This window comes from Pseudomonas sp. PDM31 (genome assembly GCF_019218965.1).
GTDB lineage: Bacteria > Pseudomonadota > Gammaproteobacteria > Pseudomonadales > Pseudomonadaceae > Aquipseudomonas.
In genome coordinates, this window is record NZ_JAHUWS010000013.1 from 149114 (window position 1) to 167891 (window position 18778).

Below are 18778 nucleotides of genomic sequence, written 5' to 3' on the forward strand. Positions count from 1 at the left end.
GAAATTTAATTCACACAAAAGAACCCTGTGGGAGCGGGCTTGCCCGCGAAGAGGCCCGAGAGCACACCACAACACTGCCAGTCAGATCCACCCACCCCACTGCAACAAAAAGATCCCGATATTGGTCGTCACCGCCGCCATCAACGTGGTGATGACGATAATCGCCGCCGCCAGTTCATGATTGCCATCCGCCGCCCGCGCCATGACAAAACTGGCTGCGGCGGTCGGGCTGCCGAAGTACAGGAACAGAATCCCCAGTTCCGCCCCGCGAAAGCCCCATAACCATGCGCCCAGCGTCGCCAGTATCGGCAATCCGAGCATTTTCACCAGGCTGGAACTGAGCGCCATCTTGCCGCTTTTGCGCAGCGCCGCCAGTGACAGCGTGCCGCCGATGCAGATCAGCGCCAGCGGCAAAGTGGTTTGCGCCAGGTATTGGCCGGACGTTTCCAGCCACCCAGGCAAGCCGATCTGGAAATAGGCGAACGGGGCAGCGGCAATCACGCTGATGATCAGCGGATTGCTGAAAACACTTTTGCAGATGCTCCAGGGATCGGACTTGATCACCGGGCTGTATACCGCCAGGACGATGGTCGAGAGCGTGTTGTAGAACAGAATCACCAGCGCCGCGAGAATCGCCCCGAGGGAAATACCGTAGTCGCCGTACATGCTCGCTGCCAGCGCCAGGCCGATCACACCGTTGTTGCCGCGAAAGGCCCCCTGGGTATAAATCCCCCGATCCTCCCGCGGGCACTTGAAGATCGCCCAGCCCCAGGCGATGGCAAAGCACGCCAGGGTCGCCAGGGAGAAGTAGATCAGCAGAGCCGGTTGCAGCGCGGCGTGCAGGTCGGCATGCAGGATGCCCAGAAACAGCAGCGCCGGCATGGTGACGTTGAACACCAGGGACGACGCGGTGTGGATGAAGTTGTCGTTGATCCAGTCGATGCGTTTGAGCAACACACCGAGAAACAGCATGGCGAACACCGGGGCGGTGATGTTCAGGGTTTCGAGGAAAATTGCCAGCATGCCGGAGGGAACCTTGAAGGTGTCGTTAGTTGGCTAATGATAAGCCACCAAGGACTTCGGCGTCTGGGAGATCGCCATCGCCAGCAGGCTAGCTCCCACAGGTGATCTTCACATTTGCACAAACCGTGTAAACACCGAAGATCACTGTGGGAACCAGCCTGCTGGCGATGAACGATAACGCGGTATCAGGTAATCGGCGCCGGATTGAACAACGTGATGTCGTTATGCAGCTTGTGCTTTTCAGCCCAGGTCTGCTGCTTGCCGCTGGCCACATCCAGGTAGTAGTGAAACAGCTCCCAGCCAAGCTCTTCGATGGATGCGCGCCCGGTGGCAATGCGCCCGGCGTCGATATCAATCAGATCAGGCCAGCGCTGCGCCAGTTCGGTCCGGGTCGACACTTTCACCACCGGCGCCATGGCCAGTCCATAAGGCGTACCGCGCCCCGTGGTGAACACATGCAGGTTCATCCCCGCCGCCAGTTGCAACGTACCGCAGACAAAGTCGCTGGCCGGGGTCGCACAAAAGATCAGGCCTTTTTCCTTGAACCGCTCGCCAGGGCCGAGAACCCCCGTGATAGCGCTGCTGCCGGACTTTACGATCGAGCCCAGGGACTTCTCGACAATGTTCGACAACCCGCCCTTCTTGTTGCCTGGCGTGGTGTTGGCGCTGCGATCGGCCTCACCCTTGGCCAGGTAACGGTCGTACCAGTCCATTTCCCGCACCAGTTCCCGGGCAACCTCCTCGGTTTGAGCGCGGGAGGTCAGCAGGTAAATCGCATCGCGCACTTCGGTGACTTCGGAAAACATCACTGTCGCGCCAGCCCGCAGCAGCAGGTCCGAGGCATAACCGAGCGCCGGGTTGGCGGTAATTCCGGAGAACGCATCGCTGCCGCCGCACTGCATACCGAGAATCAGCTCGGACGCCGGCACGGTTTCCCGGCGACGCTGATCGAGCTTCTTCAAACGGGTCTCGGCCAGTTCCATGATCTGCTCGATCATTTCGCTGAAACCGTGGCTGGAATCCTGCAAGCGGTACAGCCATGGCTCGCTGAGATCCACCGAACTGTCGTTCTCGTGCATCACCTGCCCGGCCTGCAATTTCTCGCAGCCCAGGCTGATCACCAGGGCTTCACCGCCCAGGTTCGGGTTGCGTGCCAGATTGCGCACGGTACGGATCGGGATGTACGCATCGGTGGCGGTGATTGCCACACCACAGCCGTAGCTGTGGGTCAGCGCCACCACGTCATCGACGTGCGGATACTTGGGCAGCAACTCGTCCTTGATGCGCTTGACCGCATGATCCAGTACGCCGGTCACGCATTGCACAGTGGTGGTAATGCCGAGGATGTTACGTGTACCGACAGTGCCATCGGCATTGCGATACCCCTCGAAGGTAAAGCCCTCAAGCGCTGCCTGCGTGGCCGGCACTTCGGTGGACAGCGGCAGGCTGTCCAGTGGTGGTGCGGTCGGCATGCGCAGTTGATCTTCCTTGACCCAACTGCCACGGGGAATCGGCTGCAGAGCGTAGCCAATGACCTGACCGTAACGAATCACCTGGCCACCTTCGGGAATGTCTTGCAGGGTGACCTTATGGCTCTGTGGCACGAAGTCAACGGTGACCAGGCCATCGGAAAACTCGGTGCCGGCCGGTACGCCCTGGTCGTTGACCACGATCACAACGTTGTCCCGTTCGTGCAGGCGGATGTAGCGCGGCGAGTCGGAATGTTCAATCAACTGCATGACGCCGCTCCTCAGGAATGCGCTTGAGACAATTTGTTGTTGATTTCAGGACCGCGCACCGGTGGCTCTTTAAGCACCACACGTTTGATCGGACCTACGATGACCAGATAGCTGAACACTGCCACCAGCGCGTTGCAACCGACAAATACCAGCGCCCATTTGAACGAACCCGTGGAGCTGATGATGTAGCCGATGACGATCGGGGTGGTGATCGAAGCGATGTTGCCAAAGGTGTTGAACAGGCCACCACTGAGACCGGCGATCTGTTTTGGCGAAGTGTCGGACACCACCGCCCAACCCAATGCGCCCACGCCTTTGCCGAAGAACGCCAGGGCCATGAAGCCGACGACCATCCATTCAACGTCCACGTAGTTGCAGGCCACGATGCTGCTCGATACCAGCAAACCAGCGATGATCGGCGCCTTGCGGGCGAAAGTCAGGGAATGGCCTTTACGCAGCAGGTAATCGGAAATCACCCCGCCGAGTACACCGCCGATGAAGCCGCAGATCGCCGGCAAGGACGCGATGAAACCGGCCTTGAGGATGGTCATGCCGCGTTCCTGTACCAGGTACACCGGGAACCAGGTCAGGAAGAAGTAAGTGATACCGTTGATGCAGTACTGGCCCAGATACACGCCGAGCATCATGCGGTTGGTCAGCAGTTGGCGGATGTAGTCCCACTTCGGACCGTCGCCCTTTTTGCCTTTGCCCTTGTCCTGGTCCATGTCGACCATGCCGCCGTTGTCAGCAATGTGCTTGAACTCGGCCTCGTTGATCATCGGGTGCTGACGCGGGCTGTAGATCACCTTCAGCCAGATCCCCGAGAAGATGATGCCGATCACGCCCATGACGATGAACACGTGCTGCCAGCCGAAGCTGTAGACGATCCAGCCCATCAACGGTGCGAACAATACAGTGGCAAAGTATTGCGCGGAGTTGAAGATCGCCGAGGCGGTGCCGCGTTCAGCGGTCGGGAACCAGGCCGCGACTATACGTGCGTTACCGGGAAAGGATGGCGCTTCGGCCAGGCCCACGAGGAAGCGCAGCATGAACAGTGCGACCACCGCTGTGGACATGCCGAACTCACCGACATAGCCCTGCAACACGGTGAAGAGTGACCAGGTGAAAATGCTCAGCGCATAGATTTTTTTCGAACCGAATCGGTCCAGTAGCCAGCCGCCGGGGATTTGCCCGGCCACGTAGGCCCAACCGAATGCGGAGAAGATGTAGCCGAGGGTAACGGCGTCGATGCCGAGATCTTTTTGCAGGCTGGAGCCAGCGATTGCGATGGTAGCCCGGTCGGCGTAGTTGATCGTGGTCACCAGAAAAAGCATGAGCAGGATCAAATAGCGGACGTGAGTCGGCTTGGTCGATTGCATGTAAATGTACTCCCACAAATTATTTTTATGCGCGGGTGAATCTGTTACTGCTCCCTGTAGGAGCGGGCCTGCTCGAGATGGTCGTCAACGATGACGCGCGGCATCAGGTTTACCGCCGCGACCTCAAGACCATCGCGAGCACGCTCGCTCCTACAGGGTTTTGCGTTTACGAACCGATGTAGCTGGTTTTCACGACCGTGTAGAACTCTTGCGCATAGCGACCTTGCTCACGTGATCCATAGGATGAACCTTTACGCCCACCGAACGGAACGTGGTAATCCACACCGGCGGTCGGCAGGTTGACCATCACCATCCCGGCCTGGGAGTGGCGTTTGAAGTGGTTGGCGTACTTCAACGAAGTGGTGGCGATACCCGCCGACAGACCGAACTCGGTGTCGTTGGCCATGGCCAGTGCGGCTTCGTAATCGGCGACACGGACAATATTGGCCACCGGGCCGAAGATCTCTTCGCGGCTGATGCGCATCGACGCTTCGCTGTCGGCAAACAGCGTTGGCGCGAGGAAGTAGCCCTCGGTGTCGCAGGTCACCAGACCGCCGCCGCTGACCAGACGTGCACCTTCGGACTGGCCGATGTCGATGTACTTCATGTCCTGTTCAAGCTGGGCCTGGGACACCACTGGGCCGATGTCGGTGCCGGTTTTCAGCGCGTGGCCAACCTTGATCGACTTCATGCGCTCGGCCATGGCTTCGACGAACTGGTCGTGAATCCCGGCGGTGACGATGAAGCGGCTCGAGGCGGTGCAACGCTGGCCGGTGGAGTAGAACGCGCTCTGCACCGACAACTCGACCGCTTGCTTGAGGTCGGCATCGTCGAGAATGATCTGCGGGTTCTTGCCGCCCATTTCCAGCTGGACCTTGGCCTGGCGCGATACGCAGTTGATGGCGATCTGACGACCGACGCCAACGGAACCGGTGAAGCTGATGCCGTCGACTTTCGGGCTTTGGACCAGGGCATCGCCCACCACGCGACCGCTGCCCATCACCAGGTTGAACACACCGGCCGGAAAGCCTGCGCGGGAGATGATTTCAGCCAGGGCCCAGGCACAACCTGGAACCAGGTCCGCGGGTTTCAGCACGACGCAGTTGCCGTAGGCCAGGGCCGGGGCGATTTTCCACGCAGGGATCGCAATCGGGAAGTTCCACGGGGTGATCAGACCGACCACGCCCAGGGCTTCGCGGGTGACTTCAACGTTGACGCCCGGGCGCACCGACGGCAGGTAATCGCCGGACAGGCGCAGGCATTCACCGGCGAAGAATTTGAAGATGTTGCCGGCGCGGGTTACTTCGCCGATAGCTTCGGGCAGGGTCTTGCCCTCTTCCCGGGCCAGCAGGGTGCCGAGTTCTTCGCGACGGGCGAGGATTTCAGTACCGACTTTATCCAGCGAATCATGACGCGCCTGAATGCCGGAAGTCGACCATGCCGGGAACGCGGCGCGGGCAGCGTCGATGGCTGCGTGGACCTGAGCCAGGTCAGCCTTGGCGTAATCGCCAATGGTGTCAGTCAGTTCGGACGGGTTGATGTTGGCCGAATAGTCGCCACCGGCAACCCATTCGCCGTTGATGTAGTTATCGAAACGCTTTGCATCTGCCACGGAAATTTCTCCTCACGCAAAAGGCCGCTGATCACTCAGCGGCCTTACTTAATCGGTGTGTTACTGCGCACCCTGCTTGTCGATCAGCGCGGCGAGCATTTCGTACTCTTCGCCGGTCAGATCGGTCAGTGGCGCACGCACGGGACCGGCGTCATAGCCGGCAATTTTTGCCCCGGCCTTGACGATGCTCACGGCGTAGCCGGCCTTGCGGTTACGGATGTCCAGGTACGGCAGGAAGAAGTCGTCGATGATCTTGCCGACGGTGGCGTGATCTTCGCGAGCGATGGCGTGGTAGAAATCCATCGCGGTTTTCGGGATGAAGTTGAACACCGCCGAGGAGTAAACCGGTACGCCCAAAGCCTTGTAGGCAGCGGCGTAGACTTCGGCGGTCGGCAGGCCACCCAGGTAGCTGAAGCGATCACCGAGGCGGCGGCGGATCGACACCATCAATTCGATATCGCCCAGGCCATCCTTGTAGCCGATCAGGTTCGGGCAGCGCTCGGCCAGGCGTTCCAGCAGCGGCGCGGTCAGGCGGCAGACGTTGCGGTTGTAGACCACGACGCCGATGCTGACCGACTTGCACACCGCTTCAACGTGGGCGGCAACGCCGTCCTGGCTGGCTTCGGTCAGGTAGTGCGGCAGCAGCAACAGGCCTTTGGCGCCCAGGCGCTCGGCTTCCTGTGCATATTCGATGGCCTGGCGAGTAGAACCGCCAACGCCGGCCAGAATCGGCACGCTGGTCGCGCAGGTGTCGACCGCAGTCTTGATGATTTCCGAATATTCGCTGGCCGCCAGAGAGAAGAACTCGCCGGTACCGCCTGCGGCGAACAGAGCCGAGGCGCCGTATGGGGCCAGCCATTCGAGACGCTTGATGTAACCCGCGCGATTGAAGTCGCCCTGGGCATTGAAATCGGTGACCGGGAAAGACAGCAGACCGGAAGAGAGGATGGACTTCAGTTCTTGTGGATTCATTATTCGAACACCCTGGGTTGCGACGTTATGTGTGAGAAAACCGTTCAGCCTGCGCTGAAGTTGTAGGTCATCGTACAACTTAAAAAATAACCGTCAACTGCATTTCATCGACAGGGGTGAAAATTTTGGACAAGGGGCCGTCGACCGACCGCTGCGAGGGGGATGCTATTGGCGTGAGAGAGGCTGCTGCTTCGACGCAAACCTACACAGGACATACGTTGTCCTAAGAGCAGATAGCTCCAGGCCCTGAGGAGAGAACGAGGCACCCAGCACCACTCGTCGAAACTGTTATTTCTTACAGTTTCGACGAAGGCCATGTGGCGCGATAACGCTCTGGTGAACCGCAAACACTACGGCTCAATCGTCGCTTAAGGAGACATCTCATGGCACTTCCCGCCCCCAGTATCAAAGGATTCACCGATGTTGTATCGCTGTCGAAACTAAAGGATCCAGTGGATCTCAGCATCCCGAATGAAGCTGACATACCAACGATGAATGATGTCTTTGCGATACTGGGGAAAAGTCAAGAAACCCCGGACTGGCGCGGCGCCAGGGTTCAGGTGGGACAATGGAACGAAGAAATTGAAGACATTGAAAGAGTGAGGAACCTGAGCGTACCAATCCCCAAGAAAGAGCTGGAGAAGTACCTGAACGGGTCAGTGAGCCTGAGCTACCAAACCAGCGGAGAGTCGGACTTGGCAATCAGCTCGGCTCAGCTCGAGGTGCGGATCGAACCCTGACGCCCCGCCAGACCCTTTTTTGGCATCAGCCGCGCTGCGCCTCAGCCTCTTCGTGGGCTTGGCGCAGCCGCTCGCGGCTGTTGGTCAGGTGCAGGCGCATGGCTGCACGCGCAGCATCGGAGTCTTGGCGGGCAATCGCGTCGTAGATCTCTTCGTGCTCACGACTCAGGCGATTCATGTAGTGCTGCTGGTCGTCATGGGCCAGTCGCGCAGAGTTGAGGCGGGTGCGCGGGATGATGCTGGTGCCCAGGTGGGTCATGATGTCGGTGAAGTAGCGGTTGCCGGTCGCCAGGGCAATTTGCAGGTGGAACTGGAAGTCCGAAGCCACGGCATCGCTGGCGTGGGAAACGCTTTCATTCAGCGCGTCCAGTGCCGCGCGCATCAACGCCAGCTGCTCGGGGCTGCGGCGTTGCGCTGCCAGACCTGCAGACTCCACTTCGAGGCTGATACGCAGCTCGAGAATCGCCAGCACATCGCGCAAGGTGACCACTGTCGCCGGGTCGATACGGAAACCGCTCGGGCTCGGGGTGTCGAGCACAAAGGTGCCGATGCCATGGCGGGTTTCCACCTGCCCGGCCGCCTGCAAACGGGATATCGCTTCGCGCACGACCGTCCGGCTGACGCCATGGGCATCCATGATCGCCGATTCGGTGGGCAATTTGTCGCCACGTTTGAGCTGCCCGTCGCGGATCTGCTCGGACAGCACCGTCACCAGTTCCTGAGCGAGGCTGCGGCGCTTGCGAGGGAGGCGTGGTACGGCGTTCGGGTTTTCCATGGTGAACATCTGTCTCGAAAGAATCGGCTGAAAGTGCATCATAGCTCAAGCGGGTTGTACGATCACCACCGTCCCTTGCAGGAGCTGGCTTGTGGTGAGGGGGCTTGTGGGAACGCCGCATCGCCACAAATCGCGAACAAGAGTGGCTACGCAGTCACGGCCTGATCCACCAGATGGCCATTCTCGATGCGGATGTGCCTTGGATGGAAACGCTTGAGGCTGCTGCGATGACCAACGCTGACAATACTCAGCCCCGGCAACTCATCAATCAGAGCCTGATACAGCGAAGCCTCGTCTTCTTCATCCATAGCCGACGTCGCTTCATCCATGTATAGCCACTGCGGCGCGTACAGCAGAGCCCGGGCAAAGGCCAGGCGTTGCTGCTCACCCGGCGACAACATGCGCTGCCAGTGGTTGGCTTCATCCAGGCGTGCCACCAGATGCGGCAAACGGCAGGTTTCCAGCACTTGGACGTAACGCTCTTGCGGGTAGGTTTCGCCGGGCTGTGGATAACTCAGCGCCTCTCGCAGTGTGCCAATGGGCAGATAGGGTTTTTGCGGCAGGAACAGGTAGCGCGCCGCCGGTAATCGAATGCTTCCGTGCCCCGTCGGCCAAAGGTGCCCCATCGCGCGCAGCAAGGTGGACTTGCCGCTGCCGGAACGGCCGCTGAGCATGACGCGCTCGCCCTCTTGCACGGTCATGTCGGCGCTGGTCAGCAAGTGACGACCGTCAGCCAGATCAAGACCCAAGTCATGCACCTTCAACACCGAGCCCGTGTTTTTCACGTCGATGGCCGGTGCACGCTGCTCGTTGTCGGTCATGGCCTGACGGAAGCTGAGCAGACGATCGCAGGTGGCACGCCACGAGGCGAGGTTCTGGTAGGCAGTGATAAACCAGCTGAAACTGTCCTGGACATTGCCGAACGCCGAGCTGATTTGCATCAGTTCACCGAGCTCGATCTTGCCGGCGAGGTAGCGTGGCGCAGCAACCATGAAAGGAAAAATGACTGCGGCCTGTTCGTAACCGGAAGTGAAGAAGGTGAGACGCTTGGACACTTTCATGATGTCCCAGAAATTATGCCAGACCATGCCGAAGCGGCTGCTCAATCGGCGATTCTCGTTCGGCTCGCCGTTGTACAACGCGATGCTTTCGGCATTCTCGCGGACCCGCACCAGGGAGAAACGCAGGTCGGCTTCGAAACGTTGTTGCCGGTTGTTCAGGCCGATCAAGCGACGACCGATCAAATGCGTCAGCCAGCTGCCCAGCACCGCGTAAACCAGTACGCACCAGAACATGTAGCCGGGAATGGTCACACCGAACACTTCGATGCTACCCGACACCCCCCACAGGATGATCGAAAATGACACGAGGCTGACGACGTTGCGCAGCAGGCCAATGCCCAGGCTCAAGGTATCGGAGGTGAAATTATTGAGATCTTCGGAAATCCGCTGATCGGGGTTATCGGTGTAACCGCCCTGCTCCAGCCGGTAGTAATTCTTGTCGTCGAGCCAGCGAGTGAAGTGTTTTTCGGTGAGCCACGCCCGCCAGCGGATCGTCAGCATCTGCGTCAGGTAGAGCCGGTACACCGCACCGACAATCGCCACCGCGGCAATCCCGCAGAAATACAGAATAAGCCGCCAGAAGGCCGCCTCGTCTTTTTGCTGCAGGGCGTTGTAGAAATCCTTGTACCAGGTGTTGAACCACACCGAGATCCCCACGCTGATCAGCGACAGCGCAATCACAGCGATCAGCAAGGTCCAGGCCTTGCCCTTTTCTTCACTTCGCCAGTAAGGCGTGATCATCGCCCACACTTTGCGAAAAAACTGCCCGCGCACAGCATCGTTGACCGCGGAGTACTCAGCGTTCTGATTCATGGAAAAGGCTCGATAGAGAAAAGTACACGCACGAACCGATCATAGATGATCGGTTCGGTTTGTCGCGAGCAGCGGCCGGCATTCGTTCAGCGCAGGTTCAGCGGCGAACGGGACGCTTCTGCAATTTGCGCTGCAAGGTGCGCCGATGCATGCCCAGGGCGCGGGCGGTGGCGGAGATGTTGCCTTCGTGTTCGGTCAGAACGCGCTGAATGTGTTCCCACTGCAGGCGGTCCACGGACATCGGGTTTTCCGGCACCAGGCTGTCCAGGTCGGCGTGTTCGGACAGCAGCGCTGCCAGCACGTCGTCGGCATCGGCCGGTTTGCACAGGTAGTTGCAGGCCCCGCGCTTGATCGCTTCAACAGCGGTGGCAATGCTGGAATAGCCGGTGAGAATCACCACGCGCATTTCCGGATCCATTTCCAGCAACTTGGGCAGCAGCACCAGGCCGGAATCGCCATCCATTTTCAGGTCCAGCGCAGCGTAGTCCGGCAGATCGGCCTTGGCCAGTTCCAGCCCTTCTTCGGCAGAGCCGGCCGTACTGACACGAAACCCACGGCGAGCCATGGCACGGGCCATGACGCGGGTGAACGTGGCGTCGTCATCGACCAGCAGCAAGTGCGGCAGTTCTTCGCCTTCAACCTGGATATCGTCACTCATGTTCGTCTCCTCGGGCGACACGGGGCAGGCGCAGCTCGGTGAGCGTACCGCCTTCCTCATGACTGTAGAGTTTTACTGAGCCGCCAGCGCGAGTCACGCTGGCCTTGCTCAAAAACAGGCCCAGGCCGAAACCTTTGCCCTTGGTGGTAAAAAACGGCTTGCCGATTTGCTCGGCAATGGCCAATGGCACACCGGCGCCATGGTCGCGAATGCTGATGGTCAGGTTTTCCGCGTCCCAGTCCAGCGTCACTTGCAGCCCCTCGGGACACGCATCGGCGGCGTTATTGAGCAAGTTTAACAAGGCCTGGGTCAGGTCCGGCGGCGGCGCCATGCGTGGAACCGCGCCCTGGCCGAGTCGCTGGAAGCGATAGCTGGCTTCGGGGCGCATCAGGTGCCAGCGATTCAATGCCTCGTCGAGCCAATCGGTAACGTCTTGCATTTCCACGGCAAGACGCCGGTTGGCCTCGGCGGCGCGCACCAGATGCTGCAAGGTTTCCTTGCATAGCTTGACCTGATCCTGCAGCACACTGAGGTCGTCCTGCAACATCGGGTCGTGATGGTCCTGGCGCATTTCCTTGAGCAGTACGCTCATGGTTGCCAACGGCGTGCCCAATTCATGAGCGGCACCGGCCGCCTGGGTTGCGACCGCCAGCAACTGCTGATCACGCAGGCCTTCTTCACGACGTATGGCGCGCAGTTCCTCCTGGCGACGCAACTCCTCGGCCATGCGTGCGGCGAAGAAGGTGATCACCGCTGCGGCGAGGGCGAAGCTCAGCCACATGCCGTACACCTGCAGGTTTTCCCGGGCAATGGGAAAGGTTTGCAGTGGATAGAACCGCGCCAGCAGCAGGGTGTACATCGTCAACGCGATGCCCGACAGGATCACCGAATAGCGCCACGGCAGCGTCACCGCGGCGATGGTCAGCGGCACCAGGTAATAAGAGACGAAGGGATTGGTCGAACCACCGGAGAAGTACAGCAAGGCGCTGTGGATAAACAGATCGCAGGCCAGTTGTACGGCGTATTCAAGCTCGGTCACTGGCCACGAAGTGCGCAGGCGAATTGCCGTGAACGCGCACAGCAGCATTGAGCAAGCAAGGGTAGCGGCCAGTTGAAACCAGGGCAGCGGCAACAACTCGAGCCAGTAGGCCAGCCCCACGGAACCGGCCTGAGCGGCCAGCACCAACGTGCGGATGAAGGTCAGCCGCCAGAGGTTCTGGCGAGTGGCGGAGGTGATTTGAACGGGGGCGAGCATGAGCTCTCCTGATGAGCGCTCCAGGCGGATCGCTGGGAGTATAACCAAGCGCGGGGGCTGGCAGGCAAAAGTGCGGCAAACGGCCACAGTGCTACCCATGATTTCCCGGGCGATGACAACTGTGGCGAGGGGGCTTGCCCCCGTTCGGCTGCGAAGCAGTCGTGGATTGCCTCACCTGGTACGGCAGATAAAATGCGGCGGCAGGGTTGGGGGGACTGCTTCGCAGTCCAACGGGGGCAAGCCCCCTCGCCACAACAAGCCCTCTCGCCACAGCAAGCCCCTCGCCACAGGGCCACCTGAGTTACATCTGTATAGAAGTTGTAACTATGCGAACCCGACCATCAAAGCTAGAGTCTGATGGTTTCACGCAGGCCCTGACCATACCCCTGCGCACCTTTCAAGGAGCCTTCATGTACACATTCCGCCGCAGCGCCGCCCTCCTCGCCCTGGGCGTTGGCACCCTCGCCAGCCTCCCGGCCCTGGCGGCCGACGAGCTTCATTACAACCAGATTTCCCTGCGCGCCGAAGTCAGTCAGGAAGTGGCCCGCGACCTGATGATCGTGACCCTCTACACCGAAGAACAGAACAGCGACCCGGCCAAACTCGCCGCCGACGTCAGCACCACCATGAACAAGGCGCTGGCCCAGGCCAAGCAAGTCAAAGACATCACGCTGCGACAAGGCAGCCGCAACAGCTACCCGATCTACGACACCAAGGGTCAGAAGATCACCGGCTGGCGTGAACGCGCCGAACTGCGCCTGGAAAGTGCGGACTTCGCCGCACTGTCGAAACTGACCGGCGAACTGCTCACCAATCTGAAAATGGGCGGCATGGACTTCGCCATCGCGACGCCGACCCGCAAGGCCAGCGAAGACGCCCTGCTCAAAGAGGCCGTAAGCGCCTTCAAGGCCCGTGCTCAACTGGCCACCGATGCCTTGGGCGGCAAGAGCTACAAAATCGTCAACCTGAACCTCAACAGCAACGGTTATCCACAACCCTATATGCGCGGGCCGATGATGATGAAAGCCGCCGCCATGGATGCCGCACCGGTCACTCCGGAAGTTGAAGCCGGTACCAGTCAGGTCAGCATGACCGCAGACGGCTCTATTGAAGTGCTGATGCCTTGATTCGCTGACTCGAATACCCAAACGGCGATCATCGAAAATGATCGCCGTTTTTTTGCAGCGGTTTTCCCGTGAGCTATAAATGAATAGGTGTACTGGCAAAGCCAGTGGTTGTACCCGGTATCACTCAGACTTGTCTGCGCAACCCGGGTGCAACAATAACCAGCCGCACTTGTGCCATACCCACCCCAGTGCCAAGGGTATAAATAAGTAACACCCGCCCCAACCGGGAGCATCCCGCTGGGTGCGACGCACGACAAAAGTGCGCGAGTTGCACCGCAAAAACGCCGCGCAAACGTTCAAATGCGTCAAAAATTATACATATGCGACATTAAGGTACGTTCGTGCCACCGTTTAAGGCTTGTAGTCACTCTGGATCTTGCATTGGGTATGGCCCCTGCATAAGTATCCGCAGGCACGACTCACGAGGTCGTCCTCTAATTCGAAAAATGACAACAATCTGAGGCCACCATGCTTAAACACGCGGTCATTCCGTTTTTAGTCGGCGCCAGCCTATTGGCCAGCGCACCTTTCGCTCAAGCTGCGACTAACCTGGTGTTCTGCTCCGAAGGGAGCCCGGCCGGTTTCGATCCAGGTCAATACACCACCGGAACCGACTTCGACGCCTCTGCAGAAACCATGTTCAACCGCTTGACCCAGTTCGAGCGCGGCGGCACCGCCGTGGTTCCTGGTCTGGCCACCAGCTGGGACATTTCCCCGGACGGGTTGACGTACACCTTCCACCTGCGCGAAGGCGTCAAGTTCCACACCACCTCGTACTTCAAGCCGACTCGTGAGTTCAACGCCGACGACGTGCTGTTCACCTTCAATCGAATGATCAACAAGGATGATCCGTTCCGTAAGGTGTACCCGACCGAATTCCCGTACTTCACCGACATGGGGATGGACACCAACATCACCAAGATCGATAAAGTCGACGACAAAACCGTCAAGTTCACCCTCAAGGAAGTTGATGCCGCGTTCATCCAGAACATGGCCATGAGCTTCGCTTCGGTGCAGTCCGCCGAGTATGCAGCCCAGTTGCTGAAAGAAGGCAAGGCCGCCGACATCAACCAGAAGCCGGTTGGCACTGGTCCGTTCGTGTTCAAGAGCTACCAGAAAGACTCCAACATCCGCTACACCGGGAACAAGGACTACTGGAAGCCTGAAGACGTGAAGATCGACAACCTGATCTTCGCCATCACCACCGACCCGTCGGTACGTATACAGAAGCTGAAGAAGAACGAGTGCCAGATCACTCTGTTCCCGCGTCCGGCTGACCTGAAGGCGCTGAAAGAAGACAAGGCCCTGAAAGTGCCTGACCAGGCTGGTTTCAACCTGGGTTACATCGCCTATAACGTGATGGACAAGGTCAAGGGCAGCAACGAGGCGAACCCGCTGGCCCAGCTGAAAGTGCGTCAGGCACTGGACATGGCCGTCAATAAACAGCAGATCATCGACTCGGTTTACCAGGGCGCGGGCCAACTGGCCGTAAACGCCATGCCGCCGACCCAGTGGTCCTACGACACCACCATCAAGGATGCCAAGTACGACCCTGAGAAAGCCAAAGAGCTGCTCAAGGAAGCTGGCGTCAAGGAAGGCACCGAAATCGTTCTGTGGGCGATGCCGGTGCAGCGTCCGTACAACCCGAACGCCAAACTGATGGCTGAAATGCTGCAGTCCGACTGGGCCAAAATCGGTCTCAAAGTGAAAATTGTCAGCTACGAATGGGGCGAGTACATCAAGCGCTCCAAGGGTGGCGAGAACCAGGCGATGATCATCGGCTGGAGCGGTGACAATGGTGACCCGGACAACTGGCTCAACGTGCTGTTCGGCTGCGACTCGCTGGAAGGCAACAACTTCTCCAAATGGTGCGACAAGAAATTTGACGGCATCGTCAAGGAAGCCAAGCGCACAACCGACCAGGCCAAGCGCACCGAACTGTACAAGCAGGCGCAACACGTCCTCAAAGATGCAGTTCCAATGACACCTATCGCTCACTCGACGGTGTTCCAGCCTATGCGCGACAACGTGCAGGACTTCAAGATCAGCCCGTTTGGCTTGAACTCCTTCTACGGCGTCAGCGTCAGCGTCAGCAAATAAGGTTATGCAACGGCGACGTTTTTGACGTCGCCGTTGCATATCTGCCGATAAAGCAGGAATTTGCCTACATCCCAATCCGCAGCTGGCTACAGGCACCGGGTTAGCGATGTTTCTATTTCCTACAAGACTTTAGGACCTTTCGCATTTACTGCCGGACCCACGACTCATACCGTCGGGGTCTGACCAGCGACTGCGTGGGTCATCGGTCATTGCCGCGCGTATGGCTTGAGATCAGTGATGCCTCTACGTCCAGGGATGGGATGACGGCTCATTGCCAATCACTTAGAGAAAAAGGGAGCGTTATGCGCCATACCTTGATTTTATCCGCATTGCTGGGCACCGGCCTGTTGGCCGCCGCCTCCATCAGCCAGGCCGCCAGCAACAGCCTGGTATTCTGCTCCGAAGGCAGCCCCGCCGGTTTCGACACGGCGCAGTACACCACGGCGACCGATAATGATGCCGCCGAGCCGCTATACAACCGCCTGGCAGAGTTTGAAAAAGGCGCGACCAACGTCGTACCGGGCCTGGCTACCAGCTGGGATATTTCCGAGGACGGCCTCAAGTACACCTTCCACCTGCGCGAAGGCGTGAAGTTTCACACAACCAAATACTTCACCCCGACCCGTGACTTCAACGCCGACGACGTGCTCTTCACCTTCAATCGCATGCTCGATCCGCAACAACCATTCCGCAAGGCTTATCCGACCGAGTTTCCGTACTTCAACGGCATGAGCCTGAACAAGAACATCGCCAAGGTCGAAAAGACCGGGCCATTGACCGTGGTCATGACGCTCAACAGCGTCGATGCCGCGTTCATCCAGAATATCGCCATGAGCTTCGCCGCCATCCTGTCCGCCGAATACGCCGACAAACTGCTGGCCGAGGGCAAGCCGAGCGACATCAACCAGAAACCGATCGGCACCGGGCCATTCGTGTTCAAGAGCTACCAGAAAGACTCGAACATCCGCTACACCGGCAACAAGCAGTACTGGGACCCGAGCCGGGTCAAGCTCGACAACCTGATTTTCGCCATCAACACCGACGCGTCGGTACGCGTACAGAAGCTCAAGGCCAACGAGTGCCAGATCACCCTGCATCCGCGCCCTGCCGACGTGACCGCGTTGAAAAGCGACCCGGCCCTGAAGCTCATTGAAAAGCCCGGTTTCAACCTTGGCTACATCGCCTACAACGTGCGCCACAAACCATTCGACCAGCTCGAAGTGCGCCAGGCGCTGGACATGGCGGTGAACAAGCAAGGCATTCTCAACGCCGTTTACCAGGGCGCGGGCCAACTGGCGGTCAATGCCATGCCGCCAACCCAATGGTCCTACGACGAGACCATCAAGGATGCCGCCTACAACCCGGAAAAAGCCCGGGAATTGCTCAAGGCCGCCGGCGTCAAGGAAGGCACTGAAATCACCCTCTGGGCCATGCCGGTTCAGCGTCCGTACAACCCCAACGCCAAGTTAATGGCCGAGATGCTCCAGGCCGACTGGGCGAAAATCGGCCTCAAGGTCAAGATCGTCAGCTACGAATGGGGCGAGTACATCAAGCGCACCAAGAATGGCGAGCATGATGTCAGCCTGATCGGCTGGACCGGGGACAATGGGGACCCGGACAACTGGCTGGGCACGCTGTACAGCTGCGATGCCATTGGCGGCAACAACTACTCCATGTGGTGTGATCCGGCTTACGACAAGCTGATCAAGCAGGCCAAGGTCGTCACCGACCGCGACCAGCGCACCGTGCTCTACAAACAGGCGCAGCAGTTGCTCAAGCAGCAAGTGCCGATCACGCCGGTCGCCCACTCCACGGTCAACCAGCCGTTGAGTGCCAAAATCGAAGGGTTCAAGGTGAGCCCGTTCGGTCGCAACGTGTTCTCGGGTGTCAGCCTGGAAAAATAACCGTTTTGTCAGAAACGCCGGGGGGCGAATTTTTCGCCCCCATGCAAGCGTATTGCCGTAATTCGCCAATTTGGCCAATAGCAAACGTTTGCAGTGCCATGCATGAGTTCTAAACCAAAAAGCCGGATCACAAGAAGAGACCGGAATACAAAAAGAAAGTGAGGAGCTTCACCATGAAACTGAGTAGCACCGCGTTATTGGCCTTGGCCATCAGCAGCATAACCGCCACGGCGTACGCAGAAACCCAGAGCCAGGAATTCACCCCGGTTACCGTCAAAGATAAAAGCGCCCAGAGCGAAGCGACCGGCTTCATCGAGGGGCAGTCGATCAGCGGCACTACCCGTAACTGGTACGCCAACGAACAACTCAAGCGCGGCGCCAAGTTTTCCTACAAGAAAGACGGCGTGTCGACCCCGACCGATCGCCGGATCAACTGGGTCCAGGGCACCATCGTCAAGTACAACTCGGGCTTCACCGAAGGCACCGTTGGTTTCAGCACTGAAGTGGCGGCCTACAACGCCATCGCCCTGGATCAGGACCGCAAGGATCTGGCATCCAACAATGGCGGCGCACCCGGCACTCGTCCAGGCGCCGGCAACAACCGTACGCTGACCAAAGAAGGCGGTGACGCCCAGGGCCAGTGGAGCAAACTGGGCCTGGCCAACGTCAAGGCCCGTGTGTCCAACAGCACCCTGACCGCCGGCCGCATGAACTTCAGCAGCCCGCAGGTCGACGTCATCGGCAACCGTGCGCTGCCTTCGAGCTTCCAGGGTGTGGCGCTTCACAGCGAAGAGCTGAACAACCTGGCCTTCGACCTGGCCACTTTCGATCGCAACTCACCGCGTACCGAAGAAAGCCTGAGCAAATTCCGCACTGAATACGCCAACGGCATCGTTGAAACCGATCACGTCAACACCGCCGGCATCACCTACACCCCACTCGCCAGCCTGACCACCAGCCTTTGGGCGACCCAGGCTGAAGACATCTGGAACCAGTACTACTTCGGCGCCACCCACGTACTCGGTGACAGCCAGGTGCTGAGCCTGACCACCGGCCTGAACTACTACAAGACTCAGGACACCGGCAAGGCCCTGATCGGCGACATCGACAACGACACCTACTCCCTGTCGTTCGGCCTGACCCACCTGGCCCACACCCTGACACTCTCCTACCAGCAAGTGAACGGTAACGAGTACTTCGACTACCTGCACGAAACCAACGGCATCTACCTGGCCAACTCCCTGCTCTCGGACTTCAACGGCCCGAACGAGAAATCCTTCCAGGTCGCCTACGGTCTGAACATGGCCGAATACGGCGTGCCAGGCCTGAAATTCAACATCTACCAGGCTCGCGGCTGGGGCATCGACGGTACGCACTACACCGGCAACGGCGGCGTGGCCGGCAAGGGTTACGACGGCATCCAGGCCCAGGATGGCGAACACCACTATGAATACGGTATCGGTGCGACCTACGCCGTGCAGAGTGGCCCGCTCAAGGCCACCACTGTGCGCGCTACCTACACCGCCCACCGTGCCAGTGAAAACCAGAATGACGGCAGCATCAACGAGTTCCGTCTCGTGACCACGGTTCCGTTCAACATCCTGTAATGCACCGGTCGAA

Annotated in this window: 14 protein-coding genes; 5 read left to right on the plus strand and 9 right to left on the minus strand. The window is 59.2% G+C overall.

Translation table 11 applies throughout. The features are described from left to right. Window positions 1-81: 81 nt before the first annotated feature. From KW839_RS23260 to kdgD, 5 genes are all read right to left on the minus strand, one after another. Window positions 82-1023 (minus strand): AEC family transporter, encoded by a 942-nt coding sequence (locus KW839_RS23260; RefSeq protein ID WP_218425618.1) that lies wholly within the window; start codon window positions 1021-1023, stop codon window positions 82-84. Window positions 1024-1208: 185 nt separating this feature from the next. Further along, on the minus strand, window positions 1209-2762 hold the full coding sequence (gene garD / locus KW839_RS23265) for a galactarate dehydratase (RefSeq protein ID WP_218425619.1): 1554 nt from the start codon (window positions 2760-2762) through the stop codon (window positions 1209-1211). Between the two features lie 11 nt (window positions 2763-2773). Continuing rightward, the gene (locus tag KW839_RS23270; RefSeq protein WP_218425620.1) at window positions 2774-4141 is read right to left on the minus strand and encodes an MFS transporter; all 1368 of its coding nucleotides are present in this window, start codon (window positions 4139-4141) and stop codon (window positions 2774-2776) included. 166 nt (window positions 4142-4307) lie between these two features. Next, the gene (locus KW839_RS23275; RefSeq protein ID WP_218425621.1) at window positions 4308-5753 is read right to left on the minus strand and encodes an aldehyde dehydrogenase family protein; all 1446 of its coding nucleotides are present in this window, start codon (window positions 5751-5753) and stop codon (window positions 4308-4310) included. 60 nt (window positions 5754-5813) lie between these two features. Continuing rightward, entirely contained in the window at window positions 5814-6725 is a 912-nt protein-coding gene (kdgD, locus tag KW839_RS23280; protein WP_060542957.1) for a 5-dehydro-4-deoxyglucarate dehydratase, read from the minus strand. Window positions 6726-7108: 383 nt separating this feature from the next. On the opposite strand from kdgD, the gene KW839_RS23285 reads away from it, so the two are divergent. Continuing rightward, window positions 7109-7465: a hypothetical protein gene (locus KW839_RS23285; RefSeq protein ID WP_060542956.1), complete on the plus strand. Its 357-nt coding sequence runs from the start codon at window positions 7109-7111 to the stop codon at window positions 7463-7465. 25 nt (window positions 7466-7490) lie between these two features. Here KW839_RS23285 and KW839_RS23290 read toward each other — a convergent pair whose 3' ends face one another. The 4 genes from KW839_RS23290 to KW839_RS23305 all read right to left on the minus strand — a co-directional run bounded on the left by KW839_RS23290 (window position 7491) and on the right by KW839_RS23305 (window position 12027). After that, on the minus strand, window positions 7491-8240 hold the full coding sequence (locus KW839_RS23290; RefSeq protein ID WP_218425622.1) for a FadR/GntR family transcriptional regulator: 750 nt from the start codon (window positions 8238-8240) through the stop codon (window positions 7491-7493). 146 nt (window positions 8241-8386) lie between these two features. After that, complete coding sequence (locus KW839_RS23295; RefSeq protein WP_060542955.1) at window positions 8387-10114, minus strand: ABC transporter ATP-binding protein/permease; 1728 nt, start codon at window positions 10112-10114, stop codon at window positions 8387-8389. Window positions 10115-10211: 97 nt separating this feature from the next. Further along, window positions 10212-10772 carry a response regulator transcription factor gene (locus tag KW839_RS23300; RefSeq protein ID WP_060542954.1) on the minus strand — a complete coding sequence of 187 codons (561 nt, stop codon included), beginning with the start codon at window positions 10770-10772 and terminating at the stop codon, window positions 10212-10214. Continuing rightward, the gene (locus KW839_RS23305) at window positions 10765-12027 is read right to left on the minus strand and encodes an ATP-binding protein (protein WP_060542953.1); all 1263 of its coding nucleotides are present in this window, start codon (window positions 12025-12027) and stop codon (window positions 10765-10767) included. Before KW839_RS23305 ends, KW839_RS23300 begins: the two co-directional genes overlap by 8 nt. 410 nt (window positions 12028-12437) lie before the next feature. Between KW839_RS23305 and KW839_RS23310 the strand changes: the two genes are divergently transcribed. The 4 genes from KW839_RS23310 to KW839_RS23325 all read left to right on the plus strand — a co-directional run bounded on the left by KW839_RS23310 (window position 12438) and on the right by KW839_RS23325 (window position 18765). Then, window positions 12438-13154 carry an SIMPL domain-containing protein gene (locus KW839_RS23310; RefSeq protein WP_218425623.1) on the plus strand — a complete coding sequence of 239 codons (717 nt, stop codon included), beginning with the start codon at window positions 12438-12440 and terminating at the stop codon, window positions 13152-13154. A 468-nt stretch (window positions 13155-13622) separates the two neighbouring features. Continuing rightward, complete coding sequence (locus KW839_RS23315) at window positions 13623-15254, plus strand: ABC transporter substrate-binding protein (protein WP_218425624.1); 1632 nt, start codon at window positions 13623-13625, stop codon at window positions 15252-15254. Between the two features lie 302 nt (window positions 15255-15556). After that, window positions 15557-17158 (plus strand): ABC transporter substrate-binding protein, encoded by a 1602-nt coding sequence (locus KW839_RS23320; RefSeq protein ID WP_218425625.1) that lies wholly within the window; start codon window positions 15557-15559, stop codon window positions 17156-17158. 173 nt (window positions 17159-17331) lie between these two features. Then, window positions 17332-18765 carry an OprD family porin gene (locus KW839_RS23325; protein WP_218425626.1) on the plus strand — a complete coding sequence of 478 codons (1434 nt, stop codon included), beginning with the start codon at window positions 17332-17334 and terminating at the stop codon, window positions 18763-18765. The last annotated feature ends 13 nt before the right edge of the window (window positions 18766-18778 follow it).

Bases quoted from the DNA above. Each gene is read 5' to 3' on its own strand.
- KW839_RS23300 (WP_060542954.1), bottom strand. From the start codon at position 10,772: ATGAGTGACGATATCCAGGTTGAAGGCGAAGAACTGCCGCACTTGCTG.
- KW839_RS23310 (WP_218425623.1), top strand. From the start codon at position 12,438: ATGTACACATTCCGCCGCAGCGCCGCCCTCCTCGCCCTGGGCGTTGGC.
- KW839_RS23285 (WP_060542956.1), top strand. From the start codon at position 7,109: ATGGCACTTCCCGCCCCCAGTATCAAAGGATTCACCGATGTTGTATCG.
- KW839_RS23290 (WP_218425622.1), bottom strand. From the start codon at position 8,240: ATGGAAAACCCGAACGCCGTACCACGCCTCCCTCGCAAGCGCCGCAGC.
- garD (WP_218425619.1), bottom strand. From the start codon at position 2,762: ATGCAGTTGATTGAACATTCCGACTCGCCGCGCTACATCCGCCTGCAC.
- KW839_RS23270 (WP_218425620.1), bottom strand. From the start codon at position 4,141: ATGCAATCGACCAAGCCGACTCACGTCCGCTATTTGATCCTGCTCATG.
- KW839_RS23320 (WP_218425625.1), top strand. From the start codon at position 15,557: ATGCGCCATACCTTGATTTTATCCGCATTGCTGGGCACCGGCCTGTTG.
- KW839_RS23315 (WP_218425624.1), top strand. From the start codon at position 13,623: ATGCTTAAACACGCGGTCATTCCGTTTTTAGTCGGCGCCAGCCTATTG.
- KW839_RS23325 (WP_218425626.1), top strand. From the start codon at position 17,332: ATGAAACTGAGTAGCACCGCGTTATTGGCCTTGGCCATCAGCAGCATA.
- kdgD (WP_060542957.1), bottom strand. From the start codon at position 6,725: ATGAATCCACAAGAACTGAAGTCCATCCTCTCTTCCGGTCTGCTGTCT.
- KW839_RS23260 (WP_218425618.1), bottom strand. From the start codon at position 1,023: ATGCTGGCAATTTTCCTCGAAACCCTGAACATCACCGCCCCGGTGTTC.
- KW839_RS23295 (WP_060542955.1), bottom strand. From the start codon at position 10,114: ATGAATCAGAACGCTGAGTACTCCGCGGTCAACGATGCTGTGCGCGGG.
- KW839_RS23305 (WP_060542953.1), bottom strand. From the start codon at position 12,027: ATGCTCGCCCCCGTTCAAATCACCTCCGCCACTCGCCAGAACCTCTGG.